12 protein-coding genes are annotated in these 20228 nt (G+C 62.5%); 5 read left to right on the top strand and 7 right to left on the bottom strand.

The window, feature by feature from the left end; genetic code table 11:
• The first annotated feature begins 241 nt into the window (after window positions 1-241).
• The 3 genes from HNQ60_RS17645 (at window position 242) to HNQ60_RS17635 (ending at window position 4776) form a co-directional block, all read left to right on the top strand.
• Window positions 242-1018, top strand: a complete 777-nt coding sequence (locus HNQ60_RS17645) for a FadR/GntR family transcriptional regulator (protein ID WP_221304261.1) — start codon at window positions 242-244, stop codon at window positions 1016-1018.
• A 98-nt stretch (window positions 1019-1116) separates the two neighbouring features.
• Window positions 1117-3480, top strand: coding sequence for a glycoside hydrolase family 3 N-terminal domain-containing protein (locus HNQ60_RS17640; RefSeq protein ID WP_221304260.1), 2364 nt, complete (start codon window positions 1117-1119; stop codon window positions 3478-3480).
• A gap of 3 nt (window positions 3481-3483) precedes the next feature.
• Window positions 3484-4776: an MFS transporter gene (locus HNQ60_RS17635; protein ID WP_184334085.1), complete on the top strand. Its 1293-nt coding sequence runs from the start codon at window positions 3484-3486 to the stop codon at window positions 4774-4776.
• Window positions 4777-4815: 39 nt separating this feature from the next.
• Here HNQ60_RS17635 and HNQ60_RS17630 read toward each other — a convergent pair whose 3' ends face one another.
• Complete coding sequence (locus HNQ60_RS17630; RefSeq protein WP_184334084.1) at window positions 4816-5301, bottom strand: GNAT family N-acetyltransferase; 486 nt, start codon at window positions 5299-5301, stop codon at window positions 4816-4818.
• Between the two features lie 164 nt (window positions 5302-5465).
• Here HNQ60_RS17630 and HNQ60_RS17625 point away from each other — a divergent pair, with 164 nt between their 5' ends.
• On the top strand, window positions 5466-6389 hold the full coding sequence (locus HNQ60_RS17625; protein ID WP_184334083.1) for an aldo/keto reductase: 924 nt from the start codon (window positions 5466-5468) through the stop codon (window positions 6387-6389).
• A 10-nt stretch (window positions 6390-6399) separates the two neighbouring features.
• Here the strand turns inward: HNQ60_RS17625 and galB are convergent, their stop codons facing one another.
• The 6 genes from galB to HNQ60_RS17595 are packed head-to-tail and all read right to left on the bottom strand — an operon-like array spanning window position 6400 to window position 18987.
• Window positions 6400-9111 carry a beta-galactosidase GalB gene (gene galB / locus HNQ60_RS17620; protein WP_407676457.1) on the bottom strand — a complete coding sequence of 904 codons (2712 nt, stop codon included), beginning with the start codon at window positions 9109-9111 and terminating at the stop codon, window positions 6400-6402.
• 41 nt (window positions 9112-9152) lie between these two features.
• Window positions 9153-11816, bottom strand: a complete 2664-nt coding sequence (locus HNQ60_RS17615) for a glycoside hydrolase family 3 C-terminal domain-containing protein (RefSeq protein WP_184334082.1) — start codon at window positions 11814-11816, stop codon at window positions 9153-9155.
• A gap of 9 nt (window positions 11817-11825) precedes the next feature.
• Complete coding sequence (locus HNQ60_RS17610) at window positions 11826-13469, bottom strand: glycoside hydrolase family 43 protein (RefSeq protein ID WP_184334081.1); 1644 nt, start codon at window positions 13467-13469, stop codon at window positions 11826-11828.
• A 44-nt stretch (window positions 13470-13513) separates the two neighbouring features.
• The gene (manD, locus tag HNQ60_RS17605; protein ID WP_184334080.1) at window positions 13514-14773 is read right to left on the bottom strand and encodes a D-mannonate dehydratase ManD; all 1260 of its coding nucleotides are present in this window, start codon (window positions 14771-14773) and stop codon (window positions 13514-13516) included.
• Window positions 14774-14801: 28 nt separating this feature from the next.
• Window positions 14802-16814: a sialate O-acetylesterase gene (locus HNQ60_RS17600; RefSeq protein WP_407676456.1), complete on the bottom strand. Its 2013-nt coding sequence runs from the start codon at window positions 16812-16814 to the stop codon at window positions 14802-14804.
• Window positions 16807-18987: an alpha-glucuronidase family glycosyl hydrolase gene (locus HNQ60_RS17595; RefSeq protein WP_184334079.1), complete on the bottom strand. Its 2181-nt coding sequence runs from the start codon at window positions 18985-18987 to the stop codon at window positions 16807-16809. Before HNQ60_RS17595 ends, HNQ60_RS17600 begins: the two co-directional genes overlap by 8 nt.
• Window positions 18988-19235: 248 nt before the next feature.
• On the opposite strand from HNQ60_RS17595, the gene HNQ60_RS17590 reads away from it, so the two are divergent.
• Window positions 19236-20210, top strand: a complete 975-nt coding sequence (locus HNQ60_RS17590) for a LacI family DNA-binding transcriptional regulator (protein WP_246433694.1) — start codon at window positions 19236-19238, stop codon at window positions 20208-20210.
• The last annotated feature ends 18 nt before the right edge of the window (window positions 20211-20228 follow it).

Below are 20228 nucleotides of genomic sequence, written 5' to 3'. Positions count from 1 at the left end.
GGTCGAACCTGAAACTCTATTCATCTGGTCATCTGGCCACTTCAGACTGAGCAGTCATAGTGGCCTGTCCACTTGACTCTAAAGTGGCCTGAAGTGACTTGTCAACCGTACGTTCTACGACAGCCAGCGTGTTTTGCATGTGCAGATGGCCTCCCCTCACGGAATCTTGCGGCCATGCCGACGTCCCGCTAATAATTGGCCTGACCTCTTAAAAACAGACTCGGCGGCCGGACTCAAAGCTTTGCCAAACAGCAAATTCACCGATATCGGGCCCCACAACGCCCCGAAGCTGTACCAGAAGGTGGCGAACGCCATCGTCGCTTCGATTCGCAACGGCGTTTACGCGCCTGGTGCGCGATTGCCGCCGGAGCGCGATCTCGCGCAGGAATTCGATGTCAGTCGTGCAACCGTGCGCGAAGCCATGATCGCGCTCGAGATTCGCGGCATCGCGGAAGCACGCCGGGGCTCGGGCATTTACGTGGTGGATGCGCCGCCCAAGGACACCAACACGCCCGAACTCGATATCGGCCCTTTCGAAGTGACCGAAGCCCGTCGTCTTTTCGAGGGAGAAGCCGCTGCGCTCGCTGCGGCCATCATCACCGAGGAAGAAATCGAAAAGCTCTCCGGACTGCTCCAGGAGCTGGCGGCTAACACGGACAACGAAGCCGGCGAAAAAGCCGACCGCAACTTCCACATCACGATCGCTGAAGCCACGGGAAATTCAGCGATTGCGCGGGTCGTCGAGATTCTCTGGGACATGCGCTACGAGTCCCCGATGTGCCGCGAAATGTTCGATCGCGCGCGCAATGCAGGCGTGCAGCCGCGACACGACGATCACCTGACGATCTTCAATGCACTGAAGTCCCGCGATCCAAAGGCCGCACGCCGGGCGATGCACAGTCACCTCGATCGCGTCATCGACTCGATTCTGGCGGCCACCGAAACCGATGCGGTCGAGAAGGCACGTTCCGAAGCCGCCTCCAAGCGGATGGAAGTCGCACGCCGTTCAGCCATCTGACGAATCAAGGTAGCCCGATCGCAGAGAGAATGATAGCGTTACCATTCCGGTCGGGAAGGTAACGAACATCTACTTTGAATCGCAGGGGGAATCGAACGATGAGAACTTCGATCCGTGCAGCCGTCGGCGTCGGCTGCCTGTTCATGGCGTCCTTGTCGGCGCCCGGCGTTGCGCAGACTTCGCGCGATCGCGCCGTTTATCGCGATCCCTCCGCTCCCATCGAAGCGCGGGTCGAGGACTTGCTGGGACGCATGACGCTCGAAGAAAAGATCGTGCAGATCACGAGCGTCTGGGCCGACAAGAACAAGTTTCTCGACGCGAAGGGCCGCTTCGACGCCGCCAAGGCGAGTGAGCTGCATCCCAACGGAATCGGTCACTTCACGCGGCCCAGCGACCTGCAAGGTGTCGGCAGTCCCTTCAAGACGCCCTATCGCGACGAGCGCCAGACCGTCGAGCTGATCAACGCGATGCAGCGCCATGCGCTCACGAAGACGCGTCTCGGCATTCCCGTGCTGTTTCACGAAGAGGGGCTGCACGGCTACGCGGCGCTCAATGCCACCAGCTTTCCGCAATCGATCGCGCTCGCGAGTTCCTGGGATCCGCAGTTGCTCGAGCAGGTGTTCACCGTCGTTGCACGGGAGATTCGTGCGCGTGGCGTTCAGCTGGTACTCGCGCCGGTCGTCGACGTAGCGCGTGATCCGCGCTGGGGGCGGATCGAAGAAACTTACGGCGAAGATCCGTATCTCGTCAGCGAAATGGGCGTCGCCGCCGTTCGCGGATTCCAGGGTGAGACTATTCCGCTCGGAAAAGAGCGGGTGTTCGTGACACTGAAGCACATGACGGGTCACGGCCAGCCTCAGAGCGGCAGCAACGTGGGGCCCGCCAACATTTCCGAGCGCGTCCTGCGCACGAACTTCTTCCCGCCGTTCGCGGCCGCCATCAAACGCGGCAATGCATTGGCCGTGATGGCTTCGTACAACGAGATCGACGGCCTGCCTTCGCACATCAATCGCTGGCTGCTCCAGGATGTCCTGCGCAAGGAGATGGGTTTCAAAGGCGCTGTGGTCAGCGACTACTTCGCAATCGCAGAGCTCGTGAAGATCCATCACACGGAGAACGATGGCGTCAGGGCTGCCGCCCGGGCGCTCAATGCAGGCGTCGATTTCGATCTTCCGGACGGCATGTCCTACTCCCTGCTGCCGCAAGCACTGGCGCAAGGCCTGGTGACCCAGCAGAGAATCGACGATGCCGTCCGACAGATGCTCCGCCTGAAATTTCAGTCAGGCCTCTTCGAAAGCCCCTACGCCGACGCGAAGTATGCGGCGTCGATCACAGGCAATGCACAGGCGCGCGCACTGGCCGCCGAAGCAGCTCGCAAGACTGCAGTGCTGCTGAAGAACGACGGCTTGCTGCCTTTGAATGCCGGCAAGATCGGAACGCTCGCGGTGATCGGGCCGAATGCCGCACGAATCGATCTCGGTGGCTACTCGAACGTGCCGCGCCAGGCGATCAGTGTGCTCGACGGCATCAAGGCGAAAGTGGGCGATCGGGCGCGGGTGGTTCACGCAGAGGGCGTGCGCCTCACCGACACGGGAGATTGGTACGAAGACGAAGTCGTTCTCTCGAGCCCCGAAGAGAATCGCAAGCGAATCGCCGAAGCCGTCGAAGTCGCCAAGACCGCAGACACGATCGTCCTCGTCATCGGCGGCAGCAGTTCGATCTTCCGTGAAGGCTGGGCCAACAATCACCTCGGCGATCGTACGAGTCTCGGCCTCGTCGGCGAACAAGGCGAGCTTGCCGATGCGATCTTCGCGCTGAAGAAGCCGGTCGCCGTGGTGCTGATCAACGGCCAGCCGTTGTCGATCCCCGAAGTCGTCGGGAACGCAAACGCGGTTCTCGAAGGCTGGTACGCGGGCCAGGAAGGCGGCACTGCGTTGGCTGACATCCTCTTCGGCGACGCGAATCCCGGCGGCAAGCTGCCCGTGACGATTGCACGCTCCGCGGGCCACCTGCCGATGTTCTACAACGAGAAGCCGAGCGCTCATCGCGGTTACATCTTCGAATCGAAGGAGCCGCTGTTCCCATTCGGCTTCGGCCTGTCGTACACGACCTTCGACATCGGCGCGCCGCGCCTGTCCGCTCCGAAGATCGGCGTTGATGGTTCAGTCAAAGTGGCCGTGGATGTCCGCAACACCGGCTCGCGCGCGGGCGACGAAGTCGTGCAGCTCTACGTTCGCGACGTCGTGAGTTCGGTGACGCGACCAGTGAAAGAGCTGAAGGGGTTCCGGCGTGTCACGCTGCAACCCGGCGCGTCGACCACCGTCGAGTTCTCGCTCGATCGTGATGCGTTCGCGTTCTGGAATGAGGACATGAAGTACGTCGTCGAGCCTGGCGAGTTCACCATCTCCGCCGGACCGAACAGCGTCGACCTGAAGTCGGCAACGCTGACCGTCGGGCAGTAAGCAGTGCAAGCAAACAGCGCAGTCGCGGAAGCTTCGTCAGCAACCGGCGTCATCGGCCACTACCGATGGCGCATCTGCGCGCTGCTGCTGTTTGCAACGACGATCAACTACGTCGACCGCCAGGTCCTGGGCGTGCTCGCGCCCAGTCTGCAGGGAGAGATCGGCTGGGATGAACAGCAGTACGGCTACATCGTCACCGCATTCCAGGCCGCATATGCGATCGGGCTGATCAGCGCTGGTGCCGTGATCGACCGGCTCGGCACCCGCGTCGGCTACGCGCTTGCTGTCTGCGTGTGGAGCATCGCTGCGATGAGTCACTCGCTTGCAGCGACCGTCGTCGGCTTCGCGATTGCCCGTTTCATGCTCGGGCTCGGCGAAGCTGGCAACTTCCCCGCGGCGATCAAGACCGTCGCGGAGTGGTTCCCGCGCAAGGAACGTGCGTTTGCGACCGGCATCTTCAACTCGGGTTCGAACATCGGAGCAATCGTTGCGCCCCTGACTGTCCCGATCATTGCGATAACGTGGGGCTGGCAGGCCGCGTTTCTGTGCACTGGCGTTCTCAGCGCGACCTGGCTGGTGTTGTGGTGGACGATCTATCGCAGTCCCGAGCAGCATCCGAAGGTGTCCGCTGCGGAACTCGCCTACATTCGCAGCGACCCGCCTGAACAGAACACGCCGGTGCCGTGGCTGCATTTGCTGCAGCATCGACAGACCTGGGCATTCGTCGCAGCGAAGTTCATGACCGACCCGATCTGGTGGTTCTTCCTGTTCTGGCTGCCGAAGTTCCTGAACCAGGAATATGGGCTGACGCTGACGGGACTGGGATTGCCGCTGGTGATCATCTACGTGATGGCTGACATCGGCAGCATTTTCGGCGGATGGCTCGCGGGTCGATTCATCAAGCTTGGATGGAGCGTGAATCGGGCACGCAAGACCGCAATGCTGGTCTGCGCCCTCTGCGTCGTCCCGATCGTCTTCGCTTCGCAGGTGCAGAATCTCTGGGTCGCCGTTGCGCTCATCGGTCTCGCGACCGCCGGTCACCAGGGCTGGTCGGCAAATGTGTTCACTCTGACGTCCGACATGTTTCCGCGCCGCGCGGTCGCATCGGTCGTCGGCATGGGCGGCTTCGGTGGCGCCGTGGGCGGAATGATGATCGCGATGTTCACGGGCTTTCTGCTGCAGACGACTGGCAGCTATGTTCCCGTCTTCGTGATGGCAGGTTCAGCGTACCTGCTTGCGCTGCTGGTCGTGCAGCTCCTCGCACCGCGCCTCGAACCGGCGACGCTGGCGAAATAGCTGAAAAGATGGATTCCAGCGTGCGCGGGAATGACACGCTCAGAGCTGCTTGTACATGACAAGCGCATCCACGAACCCAAACCGTGGATGATTGAAAGCACCGGGCAATCTCCCGACGATTTCAAAGCCATGCGACAGCCAGGTCTTCACCGCGCGCTCGTTCGTGCTGACCACGAAGTTGAACTGCATCGCACGGAAGCCTCGTTCGCGCGCACGCTGCAAAGAGTGCTCGAGCATCGCCCTCGCGATTCCCTTCCCCTGGGCTGCCGAGTGCGTCATGTAGCCGCAATTCGCGACGTGCGCACCGCCGCCACCCTGATTGGCCTGAATGAAATACGCGCCCAGCACCTTCCCGCCATCCAGCGCGACGAACGGTTCGTGGGCAGCTGCGAACCAGTAGGCCAGCGCGTCCTCGCGCGTCATGTCGCGTGGCAAAGTATAGGTTTCGCCGGCACGAACCACCGGCTCGATGATTTCCCAGATCGCATCGGCGTCTGAGCTGTGTGCGCTGCGGATCGTCGGCACGGGCTTGATCTCACTTTCCAGGGAACCCGACGAGAATAGCGAGGGTTAGGGAAGCCGGGGTAGGCACTTTCGTGGGTCGACGGAACCAACCGGAGGCGCCCACTGCCGAACGACGGGTACCGTTTCAACAGGTCCCGTCTCAACAGATCAAGGGGAAACAAGCAATGACTACACGACGAGAGTTCCTGGGTACTTCCGCCACCGTCGCCGGCTCGGTGCTGCTGGGCACCAGCTGGTCATCCCTGGTGCAAGCCGCGGAGAGCAAAATGTTACGACGTCCGATTCCCTCGAGCGGTGAACTGGTCCCCGTCATCGGCATGGGCACCTCGGGCAGTTTCGAGATCCCGGCCGGCAGCGCTGAATACCAGGCGCTCAAGGAAGTACTGAAGCGCTTCTTCGACGGCGGCGCGACGCTGATCGACACCGCGCCGACTTACAGCAATGCCGAGGACAATCTCGGGCCGCTGCTCGCCGAGTCCCGCTCGCGCTCCAAGGCGTTCATTGCCACGAAGCTGTCGGGCGTAAACGGCCGCGAAGCGGGAATGGCACAGTTCAACAACACGTTGAAGCGCCTGCGGACGGACCAGGTCGAGTTGTTGCAGGTCCACAATCTCGGCGACTGGAAAACACAGATCGAAGTCGCGCGGGAGCTGAAAAAGCAGGGCAAGGTGAAGTACGTCGGCGTCACGCACTATGTGGAGTCGGCGCAGGACGAGCTTGCCGACGTCGTCGAAGCGACGAAGCCGGACTTCCTGCAGATCAATCACTCCGTGACTCACCGGGGCATCGAGAAGCGCGTCCTGCCGCTGGCGAAGTCGCTCGGCGTCGCTGTGCTGACGAACCGGAACTTCAACGACGGCAAGCTGTTCGCCCAGGTCAAGGGCAAGGAGTTGCCGGGCTGGGCGGGCGAACTGGGCATCACATCGTGGGCGCAGATGTTCCTGAAGTACTCGCTGAGCCACGAAGCAGTCACGGCTGTCATTCCGGCCACGGGCAAGCCCGATCGCCAGAGCGATAACCTGAAGGCTGGCTTCGGCCCTCTCCTCTCCGCCGCTCAGCAGGCCGAGCTGATCAAGATCGTCGGCTGATCTGCTCTCTTCAGTCACGGACAGTCTGCAGGGTGATCGCATCACCCTGCAGCGATGACGATTCCGCACGCAGCGTTACTTTTCCCGCTTTTCCTGGCTGTCCTCGAACGATCACGAGGCACAGCCCATTGAACGCCGCGCGTTCAGTGGACTGAAATGATTCGAAGCTGGTCGGATCGCCGTTATCCGTCGCAACGATCTCGCCCGGTCCGTCGATCCTGAACTTGATGCGATTGTTGGCTCGCGGTGCCGTGACTCCGTTGCCGTCGACGATACGAACGGTGATGAACGACAAGTCGAGCCCGTCAGCTCGTAGCCTGGCGCGGTCGGCGACGAGATCGAGACCGGCCGGTGCACTCGCCGTCTTCGTCGCCGCAGTCGCCCAGGCCTTGCCGTTCCTGTAGGTCGCGACTTTGACTTCGCCTGGTTCGTAGATCGTGTCGTCCCAGCGAAAGCGATACTCGAACGGTGCTCTCTTCTTCCTGCCCTGCGACTTCCCGTTGATGAACAACTCCGCTTCATCGCCGGAAGAGAAGACGTGCACGGGAGTAACCTGGCCGACGCGCTCAGGCCACGACCAGTGCGGCAGGATGTGCGCCATCGGCAGATCCGGTCGCCATCTCGCCTGGTACAGATAGAACCGGTCTTTCCTGAAGCCAGCGAGATCGATGATTCCCGAATAGGAACTGCGAGCTGTGTAGTAAGGCGTCGGCTCGCCGAGATAGTCCCACCCCGTCCACACGAATTCACCGGCGACGAACGGATGCCCGTCGAGCGAGGCAAACACCTTGTCCGCCGTCGATCCGAAATCGACAGCGTGCAATTCGTATGCGCTGACATGACCATTCGCTGAGTCGCCGCCTCGACCTTCGCGCACCGGTGCGCTGATCTCCTTTGAAACAGGAAACAGGTACGTGCCGCGACTGCTCAACGCGGATGCAGTTTCGCTGCTCACGATCGACTTGTCGGGAAACTTCGCGTGAAACGCCGGGTACTGCGGCGGCGTGCGAATCCGGTCCGTGCCCTCGAACTCGGGCGCCTGGCGAATGCCTTCACCCTGATAGTTGAGACTGATCACGTCGATCGCAGCGGGCAGCGGCATCTGCGGTTTCGCCCAGTTCATCGCCGCGGTCGACGGACGATCGGGGCTCTCCTCCCGCACGATGTCGCTCAGGCGTTTTGCAATTGCCGCTCCCTCATCGCCGGTGTACTGCTCGCCGACTTCGTTGCCGACGCTCCAGAGAATGATGGAGGGGTGATTGCGATCCCGGCGCAGCATCGAACGCAGATCCTGCTCGTGCCAGTCCTTGAATATCAGGTGGAAATCGAGCGGCGTCTTCTTGCGCTCCCAGGAATCGAAGACTTCGTCCACGACCAGCAGGCCGAATCGGTCCGTGAGCTCGAGCAACTCCGGTGCCGGGGGATTGTGAGCCATGCGGATCGCGTTGGCGCCCATCTCGATCAGCATCTCGAGCTGGCGCTCCGCGGCGCGTTCATTGAAGGCCGCGCCGAGAGACCCAAGGTCGTGATGATTGTTCACGCCGCGCAACGGTACATGCCGCCCATTGACGAAGATTCCCTTGTCCGGGTCGAATCGCAAGGAGCGGATACCGAACCGGGTTTCGTATCGATCGATCACCTTGCCATCGAGCGACATGGTCGTTATCGCTGCATATCGATTGGGCTGCTGCTCTGGCGGCGGCCCCCATAGTCGCGGCTTGTCCAGCTTCGCCGACCCTCTGACGGTCGAGCTCGCGTTGGCTGGAATACTGGTGCGTGCGGACGCAAACCTGGCGACGACATTCCTCTCTCGTCGACCTTCCGCGTCGAGCGCGTACACATCGGTCGCAACCTCGACCGTTGACGCCCTGTCCGAAGGGTTGTCGATCGTGACGCCCAGCTCGATCGTTGCAGAGGACGCAGAGACTTCCGGCGTCGTGATGTGAGTGCCCCACTGTGCGATATGAACGGCGTGAGTCTTGGTCAACCACACGTTTCGGTAGAGCCCGCCACCAGGATACCAGCGCGCGGATTCCGGTGGATTGTCGAGTCGAATCGCCAGCTGATTTACGCCGCCGGGCACGATGTGCGGCGTGAGATCGACACGCCATGAGTTGTAGCCGTAGGGCCAACCGCCGATGAGCGTGCCGTTCAACCAGACAGTCGTGTACGACATCGCACCATCGATATCGAGGAAGATCGACTTGCCCGCGTCGCTCGCCGGAATATCGAGCTTCTTGCGATACCAGCCGATTCCCCAACTCGGCAACCGACCCATTCCGCCATAGGGTCCCGTTGTGAGGAACGGTCCCCTGATGGCCCAATCGTGCGGCAACGTCACCTTCTCCCAGCGACTGTCGTCGAAACGGCTCCGCACATACGCGACGTCGCTCCCCGGATTTCCTGGCGGCCGCTCGAAACGACGCGCAGGGTCCTTGATGAATGCGTTGCCGGTTGGAAGGATCCACGGCTTGAGCACCGGCTGCGCTTGCTTGTGCAACTGCTCCGCCTCTTCGGGTTTTGCGTCCGCGACCTTTCCGTCCGCGCTTTCCTTCACATCAGGGCGCACGTCGTACATCAGCCCTGCCGACGCCCCTTCAGGATCGCCCATCTGGAATCGCCAACCCGCGTTGATCGACACCCGTTCGCGCGGCGACGTTTCGCTGGCGCCGGCGGGAACCAGCGCACACAGCAGCGACGCAGTTGCGCTCAGAGAAAACACCCAGCGTGATCGCGCGGACGGACTGCTCACTGGAGAACCCACTATCGGCTCACCGCCACCGGCTGCCGCAGCCGGATGTCGGCGCTCGACGCACCGAGCTGCACTTCATACTTGCCCGGATCGACAGCATAGGCCTTGCGCTCCGGATCGTAGTGCCGCAAGTCTTTCTGCGGCGTCACCGTGAAGACAACTTCCTTCTCTTCGCCAGGCCGCAGTGTGATGCGCTCGATGCCGCGCAATTCCTGGCGAGCGCGCGGACGAGCTGGCTCGAGGGGACTTACGTAGAGCTGCACGACCTCATCGCCTGCACGAGACCCGACGTTCTTCACCTTCGCCGTCACCTTCACCGTACCTTCGGGCGCCACGCTGCGACGATCGAGCTCGAGGCTCGAGTACTCGAAGCGCGTGTACGACAGGCCGTGGCCGAATGGATAGAGCGGCTTGCCTTCGAAGTAACGATAGGTGCGCCCCTTCATGCTGTAGTCGTCGAACGCCGGCAGCTTTTCATCGGCGCGATAGAACGTCACCGGCAACCGGCCCGCGGGATTCGCGGTTCCGAACAATACATCCGCGACTGCATTGCCGCCGCGCTGACCGGGATACCACGCCACCAGAATGGCCGGCAGGGTCGATTGCGCCCAATCGACTGCGATCGCGGAACCAGTCGTCAGCACCAGCACAACGGGCTTGCCCGTCGCGTGCAATGCTTCGAGGAGTTTCTGCTGCGTTCCCGGCAAGCGCAGATCCGTGCGATCGCCGCCCGCGAAGCCGGGATAGTTCACCTTCATCTCTTCGCCTTCGACATCGCCCGTCAATCCGCCGACGAACACGACGACGTCCGAAGCTCGGGCGGCATCGAGGGCCGCCTCAAACGGAGGTTTCGCGCCGGGCAACTGCCACGACAGGCGCACTTCCGCGTCGCGAATGTCTTCGAAGTACTCGAGCTTGATCTCATATGCCTTGCCCGCCTCCAGATCGACGAAGGCGCTGCGACTCTGCAATCTCGGATTCAGATCCCAGGCTTCAGCGACGACGCGTCCATCGACGAACAGCTTGAAGCCGTCATTCGCTCCGACGCTCAGCTCATAGCGACCCGACACGGGAGGCAGCAGCTGCCCTGTCCAGCGCACGCTGAAATCATCGCCGCTCAGCGCATTCGCAGCAGAGAGCTCACCCCGTGCAACGAGATCGTCAGTCGGCGAGCCCCGATCCCAGCGAAACGAGATGCGCGAATCGACACGCGTGAGGACGGGTGAGCCCGTGAAATCACGCCCCTGGAAGTACTCGCCCTTGAGCCCGCGTTCTTGTGAACTCGCGGCAGGACGCAGGTAGGCCGGATCGATCAACGGAGTGGCACGCGGTTCCTCGCGGCCTTCCACGAGATCGGCGCCACGGGCGTAAGTCACTTTGGTCTGCGGTCCGGCCGCTTCGCGAATGCCCTGGAGGATCGTCGTCGGCGCGGCTGGCGTTCCATAGTAGTTACCCAGCAGCGACATCACTTCGTCGGCGGTCGGGCCAATCACTGCAATGCTGCCGACATCGCGCGACAGTGGCAGCACACCGGAGTTCTTCAGCAGCACGATCGACGATTGCGCAGTGCGAAGAGCCAATGCATCGTGAGCCGGCGCCTGATTCACGCTGTACGGAATCTGCGCCCACCGCACGCGCTCCACTGGGTCGAACATGCCCAGGCGCATACGCGTCAGCATGAGCGGCACCAGCGCCGCATCGAGATCCTTCTCCGCGATCAGTCCCTGGCGCACCGCGGGCAACAGCGCGTCGTAGGTCTTGCCGCAATCGAGATTGCATCCGTACTTCACGCCGAGCGCTGCGGCTTCTTCCGCCGTCCCGACGATCTTGTGATGAAGGAAGATGTCTTCGATGGAATCACAGTCCGATACGACATAGCCATCGAAGCCCCAATCCTTGCGCAGGACCTGTTGCAGCAAGCGCGGACTCGCCGATGCCGACTCGCCATTGACGCGGTTGTACGCACCCATCACGGACGCCACCTTCGCCTCCTGCACGAGCGCCTGGAACGCGGGCAGATAGGTCTCGTACAGATCACGCTCCGTCGGCCGCGCGTCGAAGTGATGCCTGTCCGCTTCCGGTCCGCTGTGAACCGCAAAGTGCTTGGCGGTCGCATCGACCTTGCGATACTTCGGATCGTCGCCTTGCAGTCCCTTCACGAACTCGACACCCATTCTCGCGGTGAGATACGGATCTTCTCCGTAAGTTTCCTGGCCCCGCCCCCAGCGCGGATCGCGAAAGATGTTGATGTTCGGAGACCAGAACGTGAGGCCCTGATAGCGATTTCGCAGGCCGCGACGCGCGAAGTCGTGATGCTTCGCGCGACCCTCGTCGCTGATGACCGTAGCAACCTCATGCATCAGATCGGGATCGAACGTCGCGGCAAGGCCGATCGCCTGCGGGAACACCGTCGCCGAACCCGCACGAGCAACTCCATGCAACGCCTCGTTCCACCACTCGTACGCAGGAACGTCGAGACGCGGGATCGCGGGTGCGTTGTTGCCCAACTGGCCGACCTTCTCTTCGAGCGTCATGCGCGATACGAGATCGGCAGCGCGCTCCTCGAAGGTCCGATCGAGATCCAGGTAAACGGGCTGGTCCGCGATCGCCGGGACCGCGCACGCGACAGTTGCAATGAATGTCGCGATCGCGATGACGCGCGTGCGTTTCGTCATGGGTGCACCTTACTTGTTGATCGATTCACTGCGGGCATACGGCCCGATGACAGTTCCTACGAATCCGCCGGCGACTTCCGTGCTCAGGATCGAGCCGTCGTCGTTTCCCCGAAGCGGGCGCCACCCCTCACCCGCGTCGTAGTGGAAAGAATACGAGCCGCCGTCGCCGATGACTCTGAGCTGAATCTGCGGCACATCGGCGAGCGATGCTCGCGCGATCGTCTCGATCTCACCATTCGAGCGCCGCTCGAGAAAGACTTCGAGCTGAGTCGGGGTGCGTCGGGTGCCGAAGAAGTACCAATGCGTCTCCTTCTGGAAAGCGGCAATGCCCGCCGCAGTTCCCATCGCACCGGGGACCTGAACGCGCAAGCTTGCCTCGAACTTCGTGTGCTGCTGGCGGCGTGCAAGGAAAGATGGATTCTCGAGCGCATCGAGTCCGATCGGCAGCGGCTCCATCGCCAGCATGCCCTTGCGTGTCGTCAGATCGAACCATGATTGCTTCGGCACGCGAACCTGCAGCCATGCGGTGTCGAGCGTGGGTCGATCGAACTCATCGCGCCAGGTGAAGTTGCCTGTGAGTGGCGCCTGGTCTCCTCCCTTCATGAAGGCCGGTCCCGGCAGCAAATACGGAATCGCGGTGCCCGGGTCGAGAATGATCGGCCAGCCGTCCTGCCATCTGACCGGCAGCAGAAAAGTCTCGCGACCGGTGTTGTAGTTGCCTTTGCCATAGGCGCGAGATCCGAGGAAGACGGCCCACCAACTGCCGTCCGGGCCTTCCACCAGATCCGCGTGCCCCGCGTTGATGACGGGATTCGCCCTGTCCGCGGGTAGATCGCGCTGCGTGAGGATCGGATTGCCCGCATACGACTCGTACGGACCCCACGCAGAGCGGCTGCGAAAGATCACTTCGGAATGATTGATCCCCGTGCCGCCTTCGGCGCACATCAGGTAGTACCAGCCCGCGCGCTTATATATGTGCGGCCCTTCGATCCAGATCGGCTGCTTTGCAAGATCGACACCGCCGTTGACGAGGACTTTGCGCGGCCCGACCAGCGAGCCTCTGGCGACATCGAACTCCTGGAGCCAGATTGCACGATGACCTTCGTAGAGCGGCTGGCCCTCAGGCGGTCCATTGCTCGTCACGTAGGCCTTGCCATCGTCGTCGAAGAAGAACGACGGATCGATGCCGTCGATCTGCGGCAGCCACTTTGGGTCAGACCAGGGACCCGCGGGATCTTTCGCCGTGACGAAGAAGTTGCCGCCGCTGTCGACGGCCGTGTTGATCACGTAGAACGTCCCGTCATGGAAATCGATGGCGGGAGCGAATACGCCGCGCGAGATGCCGATGCCGGCGAAACCCAGTTGTGGCGGTCGATCGATGACATTGCCGAGCTGGCGCCAATGCACGAGATCGTTGCTTTCGAAAACCGGAATCCCGGGAAAGTAGGCAAACGTCGAGTTGACGAGATAGAACTTGTCGCCGGCGCGTGTGACGCTCGGGTCGGGATGGAAACCGGCAATGATGGGATTGCGATACCCCCCTTTCGCCAGCGGCGCTTCGAAGACGCTGTCGTTGCCTCGATACTCGAACCAGTCGAAGTAAACCGTCTCGGCACTCGCGCACGAACAGACGCTGGCGCACAGCAACGCCATCGCACGCAGCCAACGTGGACCTCTGCGGTGCACGATGCGCCCGCTTACCAGTCCCACATCGTGCCGTCTTCCAGACGCGCGATCGGCAGTTGCTTCGGCGAGTAGGGGTATTTCTTCGCGAGCTCCTCGTCGATCGTCACGCCATGACCCGGCGATTCGCCGCAGTGGAGACGACCGGCGCGAAACTCGTAGTCATGAGGAAAGACGGCGAGCGTTTCCGGCGAATGCCGCATGAACTCCTGAATCCCGAAGTTCGGCACCCAAGTATCGAAGTGCAATGCCGCACCCATGCAGACCGGCGACAGATCGGTCGCACCGTGGAAGCCGGTACGAACCCGATAGAGGGCTGCGAGATCCGCTATGCGCCGTACATGCGTGATGCCACCGGCGTGAACCAGCGTCGTACGGATGTAGTCGATGAGCTGCTTCTCGATCAGCTCCTTGCAATCCCAGATCGAGTTGAAGACTTCGCCGGTCGCGATGGGTGTGACGGAGTGACGGCGAATGACTTCGAACGCCGCCTGGTTCTCCGCCGGCGTCGGGTCTTCCAGCCAGAAGAGTCGATACGGCTCGAGGTCGCGGGCGAGTCGCGCGGCCTCGATCGGCGTCAAGCGATGGTGCACGTCGTGCAGCAACTCGATCTCTTCGCCGTGATCGCGACGCAAGCGCTCGAACAACCTGGGAGTGCTGCTCAGGTAGCTCGGCGTCGACCAGACAGTTTCAGCAGGCAGCGCACTCTCCGCCGGTTCGTATGCGTACTTCTCGTTCGTGACCCCGTAGTTCTTCTTCAGGCCGGGAACGCCGCTCTGCGCCCGAATCGCGAGATAGCCCTGCTCTTTGAAGCGCCCGACCGCTTCGCTCGTCTCATCGATGGTTGCGCCGCTCGCATGACCGTAAACGAGGGCGCCGTCACGTGAGCGCCCACCGAGCAATTGATACAGCGGCATGCCTGCGAGCTTCGCGACGATGTCCCAAAGGGCCATATCGACAGCCGCGATGGCCGTCATCGTCACCGGGCCGCGTCGCCAATAGGCGCCGCGATAGAAGAACTGCCAGGTATCCTCGATCCTGCCCGCATCGCGACCGATGAGATTCGGCACGACATGGTCGGTGAGATAGGAGGCGACGGCGAGCTCGCGGCCATTCAGCGTGGCATCTCCGAGGCCCACCACACCTGCACGCGTTTCGATGCGCAGCGTGACGAAGTTGCGCCCCGGGCACGTCACGATCACACGTGCATCGACGATCTCGCGGTCGCGCGTCGAACCTGCCGGTTGCGCCTGGGAAGAGGGGGAAGTGCTCATCGAAGAACCTCGCAATGGCGGATCGACATCAATGACTCGGCGAGCTTGAACCGATCGACAGCTCGAACGGTCCCGCCGGCAAGCCCGACTCGTCATACAGCGTGCAGACAGGGCTGTCGGCCCAGCAGTAGCGAACTCGGGTTGCCGGCGCTTCCGTCCTCAACGTCACACGACTGCCGTCCAGCGTCGCCTCGGCAAAGCGGCAAGTCCCGGCTTCGGATCCGCATAGCTCGAACCCGATCGGATGATCGGTGCCGTAGCTGATGAGACGTCGATCGACGTCGCCGAATCGGATGATCGCGCGGTCCCCCTCTCGCGCGACTTCCACAGGAATCGGTCCGGATGCAGCGATTGTCTCGCCATACACCAAGCGTCGCGCCGCACGCGCCAGGCGCCGGCCAACCTCCTGCTTGTTGGCAGGATGAATGTCGTAGCGATCGCCGATGTCGATGGCGATCGCGAGCCCTGCGTGCTTGTCTGCTGCGACGGCTTGTCTCTGCGCCTCACGCAGCGCGGCCCAGTTGCTTTCGCCGGGCATCGTCGGCGGTGTGCCGAAGTTGGCAAGCTGCACGATCAGGAATGGAAGATCAGGCGTTGCGAAGACCCTGCGCCAATCGGTCATGAAATGACCGAGAAGACTCTGGTAGCGGCCGGCTTCGTCCGTGTTGGATTCGCCTTGATACCAGGCCACGCCGCGAATGCTGTAGTTCGCAATCGGCGCGATCATCGCGTTGTAGATCGTCGTGACACCGGCCGTTGCTTCCCAAGGGGCACGCGGTGGCGTCTGCGCTCCACGCGGCGGCAACTGGTAGAACCATTCGCGATCGAGTGCCACGGCGGAGCCATCCTCGAACTGAATCGCTCTTTGCGACGCGGCACCGTAGAGACCACCGTTGGCGTAAGTATCCAGTACGCTGATGACAACGACGTTCTCGCCCGCCCGTAGTGTGCCGGCATTCAGATAGTAGGCTCGAGGTCCGCGTGGCAACTTGCTGAACTTGTCGTTCGCGGCAGCATCGGAGAAACCCATATCGTTGCCGACCGCGCGGCCGTTCACCCAGGTCTGGTCAGCCTCATCGACGCCGCCGATCACGAGCCTCGCTCGTTGTTTCGCTTGTTGCGCCGACACAGATGCGGTCGTGCGGTACCACAGCGCTCCGTTGTAGCGCTGCAGCTCGGGCACACCCCAATTCTCCCAATGCCCCAGTCCAGCCCGTGCGGTGCGCCACTGCGATGCGGTCATCTTCGTCGCCCACGGATCCACAGTGTTTCGCGTCGCCGGCTGTCGATGCCACCAGCCTTCCCATTCCGCGCCCCAGCGCTTGGCCGCCGCGTCGACATCGGTTCGCCGAATCGAAAGCACATCGAGCGCGACATCGTAGCCGCCCGCGTCTCGAAGTCCTTGCGCGCTCATCCACGCTTCGATCTTCGAACCGCCCCAGGCCGAAGTGATGAGACCCATCGGCACCTTCGCCGTCTTCTGAAGTTCGCGAGCGAAATAGAAGCACGTCGCCGAGAACTCAGCGACCGTGTCCGGCCCCGCAATTCGCCATTGCGCAGGCGCTGCGAACTGTGTCCGTGGGTGCACTGCATTCGCGAGATCGACGGTCAGCATGCGAATCGCGTCGTTGGCTGATCCCGCGATCTCCGAACGCGAATCGAGCGCTCGATGCACCGGCAACACCATGTTCGACTGTCCCGAACAGAGCCACACATCACCGACGAGCACATCGCTGACGGTTTGAGTCGAGCCCGAGCTCGCACTCGCTGTGAGATTGAACGGACCGCCAGCCGGCATCGCGGGCAACGATGCCTTCCAGTTGCCGGAGTCGTCGGCTCGTGCCGTGGCGGTATGAGCGCCGAGAGAAATCGTCACGGAATCGTTGGCCGCCGCCGTGCCCCAGATGCTCACGGACTGATCGCGCTGGAGGACAGCGTGATCCTGGAACACCGGATGCAGGAGCGGCCCTGCCCATGCGTTGGACGCCGCGAGAACCGCGACAAGCGCCATCGACGCCCGCGAACGCCGGATCTCAGTGATGACCCGGCGCATGTGGAAATTCCAGTGCCTTGTAGTAGTCGAGCGAATGCGCCGGCTCAGCGAAGCCTTTCGGCAAGGGACGCTTCGAGAAGGTCTTGAAGTACGCAATCGATGCGTCGCGCCACCACTGCGCTTCCTTCTCCTGAATCGTCAGGAAGGCCGCCACCTGCGCATGACGCCCGGAGTCGACGTATGGCGTGAGTGTGGACCAGGTTTTGCGCATGTCACCAACGGATTGGACACCTCGCGTGTACGTCACGACGAGCTCATCCCACAGCGTGCGTCGCGATTGCACGCGGTAGTCCCACGGCACGTGGTGGAACCAGAGAAGAAACTTCTCCGGGCACCGCTTGAGATCGCCGAACTCGGCGGCGACTTCCGGCGCGTATTGAGCGATCGCGTTGCTGCCCGTTGCCGTTCTGTCGAAGCCGATGCCTCGTGCGTCGGCGCGATGGTAGTAGACCGATGTCCAGTCGGCGCGCGGCCCGCCTTCGACCCACGGCCCGGGACCATAGTGATGTCCGCGACCCATCAGGTGATGCAGACCGAGCGGTGTCATGTAGTCGACGGCGGCTTCGCGCGATCGCAGCATCATCTGCACGACGGGCTCCACGACCGCCGGTTCGTTCGAGAACGTCATACGCGTCCATTCTTCGGCAATCGCTTCCGACGACAACGAAGGATTCCACGCGAGCCGGCCAAAGGCGTACCAGTTCGCCTGGTCGAAATGCGATCCCGACCAGTTGCGGTCAGCACCAATGTTGGCGACGCCCGCGATGCCGGTACGGCGATAGCCGTGCAAGGAACCGTCGACCACTTTCTCGACCGTCGAACCCTTACCCTTGCGCCACGTGTCGGCGTCGAGCGTCTCGCGATACATCGGCGCGAGATAGACGAGGTGCGTTGCGAAGCCCAGGTATTCCTTCGTGATCTGGAACTCCATCATGAGCGGCGTCTTCGGCATCGCACCGAAGAGCGGATGGAACGGCTCGCGCGGTTGGAAATCGATCGCGCCGTTCTTCACCTGCAGCAGCACGTTGTCGCGGAACTTGCCGTCGAGCGGTACGAACTCGCTGTACGCCTGCTTGGCGCGATCGTCAGGCTCTTCGTGCGAGTAGACGAACGCACGCCACATGACGACACCGCGATGCGGCGCGAGCGCATCGGCCAGCATGTTCGCGCCGTCGGCATGCGAGCGACCGTAGTCCTGCGGTCCAGGCTGTCCTTCGGAGTTGGCTTTGACGAGGAAACCGCCGAAGTCAGGAATGTGGCGATAGATCTCGGCGACCTTCGTTTTCCACCAGGCCGCGACCGCCGGATCGAGCGGATCCGCCGTCTTCAATCCGCCGATCTCGATTGGCGCGCTGAATCGCGCGGTCAGGAACACACGGATTCCGTAGGGTCGCAGCACACCTGCGAGCGCGGCCGCTTTGTCGAGATAGGGCGCTGTCAGCGCCGTCGCGTTCGCGTTGACGTTCGTCAGCACCGTGGCGTTGATGCCGAGCGAAGCGTTCGCTCGTGCGTAGTCGGTGTAACGCGGGTCCAGATAGTCAGGCAGTTTGTGCCAGTCCCAGAGAGATGCGCCGGAGTAACCGCGCTCGACGGTGCCGTCGAGGTTGTCCCAATGATTGAGTATCCGGAACTGCACGCGGGGCGACTCGACGACATCGAGGTTGTCCAGCGACGCGCGCGTCTGGAACAGCCGCAGCAGATGAAAGGCACCGTACAGGACGCCCACATCGGATCGGGCGGCGACGACTGTCGCGCGACGGCCGTTCACCGTCGTCGAACGCAGCACATAGCCTTCGTCGCCAACCCGGTCGAGACCCAGCTTGAGAGCCGCTATTTCAGAAGAGGAAGTCGGCGTGCCCAGCAGCACTGCTCCGTCACTGGTGACCGAGCCCGACACAGTGGGCGCCGTTCCGAGCATGCCTGCAAGACCGCGACTGAGTTCCGCCGCAGCGGCTCGCAAGGTCGGCGTTTCTGTCTGCCCCGCGATCTGGGTTGCGAATGAGCGGGACTGTCGCTGGGCCGCGCTCTCGATCGGCTTGTATCGCAGCCACAAGTCGTAGCCGTCTTCGGCACGTGCCGGTCCGGCGAACACCGCAACAGCCGCTGCTGACAGCACCAGCTGCTTCAGGATTCCTGCAGTCGTTCGAACCCCTGATCCCATCCTGACCTCATTCTCATGACCTGCGCCTCATGCGAAACGCGGTCTATCGTAGTAATGGTAACGGTACCACGGGACTGGCACCGCATCTACCCGGAGCCGGGAGTGCTAGGATTGCGGGCACAACAAAACCCATCGGTACTGTGGTGAAGACGAGCGGCAGCGGTCGAAAAGGCGCGGAAAAATCGGTCCGGCGCAAGGGAGATGCGGTCACGATCCACGAGGTGGCCCGCGCCGCCGGCGTCTCGCCGATGACCGTCTCGCGCGTGATGAACGGTAACAGCAACGTTCGCGAAGCGACGCGCGAACTGGTGATGCGGGCCGTCAAGGAACTCAATTACACCCCCAATCCAGCCGCCCGCCTGCTCGCGGCGGCGCAAGGCACGCGTATCGGGCTCGTCTACACGAATCCCAGCGCCGCCTACCTCAGCGAACTGCTCGTTGGCGCGCTGGAAGGCGCCGCACGAACAGCGTCGCACCTGGTACTCGACACCTGGGCGAACATCGATCCCTCGAACGAGCGCGCCGCGGCACGTCGGCTCGCAAGCAACGTCGTAGGCGTCATCCTGCCGCCTCCTTTGTGCGAATCGAAGGCGGTCTCGGCGGAATTCGTTGCTGCCGGCGTGCCCGTTGTCGCAGTCGCTTCGGGCCGCTTCCAGCCCGATCTTTCCTGCGTGCGGATCGATGATTTCCGGGCCGCGCAGGAGATGACCCAGCACCTGCTCGAGCATGGACATCGTCGTATCGCCTTCATCAAGGGCCATCCCAACCAGACGGCCAGCTCGCGCCGCTACGAGGGATTCCAGTCCGTCATGCAGGAGGCCGGCATTTCCGTCGATGCCGCGCTGGTCCAGCAAGGCTATTTCACATATCGATCCGGTCTCGAAGCCACGGAGAAGCTGCTCGCGCGTGCGAGACCGCCTACCGCGATTTTCGCCAGCAACGATGACATGGCGGCAGCGGCCATTTCCGTGGCGCACCGGCGCGGTCTGGACGTGCCGCGCGATCTTTCCGTCGTGGGCTTCGATGACACACCAACGGCGACCACTGTCTGGCCTGAGCTCACGACGATCCGCCAACCCATTGCTTCGATGGGCGAATCTTCCATCGAGCTGCTGCTGCGCAGCATCCGCCGCAAGGACACCGATACGCGGGTCGTCGTCGACCATGTCGTTGCGCATCAGCTCATCAAACGCGACTCCGTCGCCCCGCCCGCAAGCAAGTAGCGCTCGTCCCTGATCGCG

The sequence above is a fragment of the Povalibacter uvarum genome (assembly GCF_014202975.1).
In the GTDB taxonomy this organism is placed as follows: Bacteria; Pseudomonadota; Gammaproteobacteria; order Steroidobacterales; family Steroidobacteraceae; genus Steroidobacter; species Steroidobacter uvarum.
This window is presented reverse-complemented; position numbering and strand designations above follow the sequence as displayed.

Bases quoted from the DNA above. Each gene is read 5' to 3' on its own strand.
- HNQ60_RS17640 (WP_221304260.1), top strand. From the start codon at position 1,117: ATGAGAACTTCGATCCGTGCAGCCGTCGGCGTCGGCTGCCTGTTCATG.
- HNQ60_RS17625 (WP_184334083.1), top strand. From the start codon at position 5,466: ATGACTACACGACGAGAGTTCCTGGGTACTTCCGCCACCGTCGCCGGC.
- HNQ60_RS17615 (WP_184334082.1), bottom strand. From the start codon at position 11,816: ATGACGAAACGCACGCGCGTCATCGCGATCGCGACATTCATTGCAACT.
- HNQ60_RS17610 (WP_184334081.1), bottom strand. From the start codon at position 13,469: ATGGCGTTGCTGTGCGCCAGCGTCTGTTCGTGCGCGAGTGCCGAGACG.
- manD (WP_184334080.1), bottom strand. From the start codon at position 14,773: ATGAGCACTTCCCCCTCTTCCCAGGCGCAACCGGCAGGTTCGACGCGC.
- HNQ60_RS17595 (WP_184334079.1), bottom strand. From the start codon at position 18,987: ATGGGATCAGGGGTTCGAACGACTGCAGGAATCCTGAAGCAGCTGGTG.
- HNQ60_RS17590 (WP_246433694.1), top strand. From the start codon at position 19,236: ATGACCGTCTCGCGCGTGATGAACGGTAACAGCAACGTTCGCGAAGCG.